Source organism: Marinimicrobium sp. UBA4209, from assembly GCF_002381585.1.
GTDB classification, from domain to species: Bacteria; Pseudomonadota; Gammaproteobacteria; order Pseudomonadales; family Cellvibrionaceae; genus Marinimicrobium; species Marinimicrobium koreense.
Genome location: NZ_DFTP01000030.1, coordinates 1 through 249 on the forward strand (window position 1 = coordinate 1; position 249 = coordinate 249).

The following is a 249-nucleotide window of genomic DNA, read 5'->3' on the forward strand; positions in this document are numbered from 1 at the left end:
GGACTCATCACAATGATCGAGTCGGGTTCAGTAAATGCTACCGGCCGGGAGCAACAGCGTGTTGCTCATCTGGACACACTAGCCATCAGGTAGTGCCGGCAACCAGGCCCCTCAATTCGAGCGGGCTCACTGAAAAAATAAGGCCGACCAGACCGTTTTCAAGGCTCTGAAGAAAAATATTTATTCCTACTCGTTCCCGGGGTTACGAAGAATCTGCTCCAGCGCCGGCAACAGTTCGGGATACTGAAA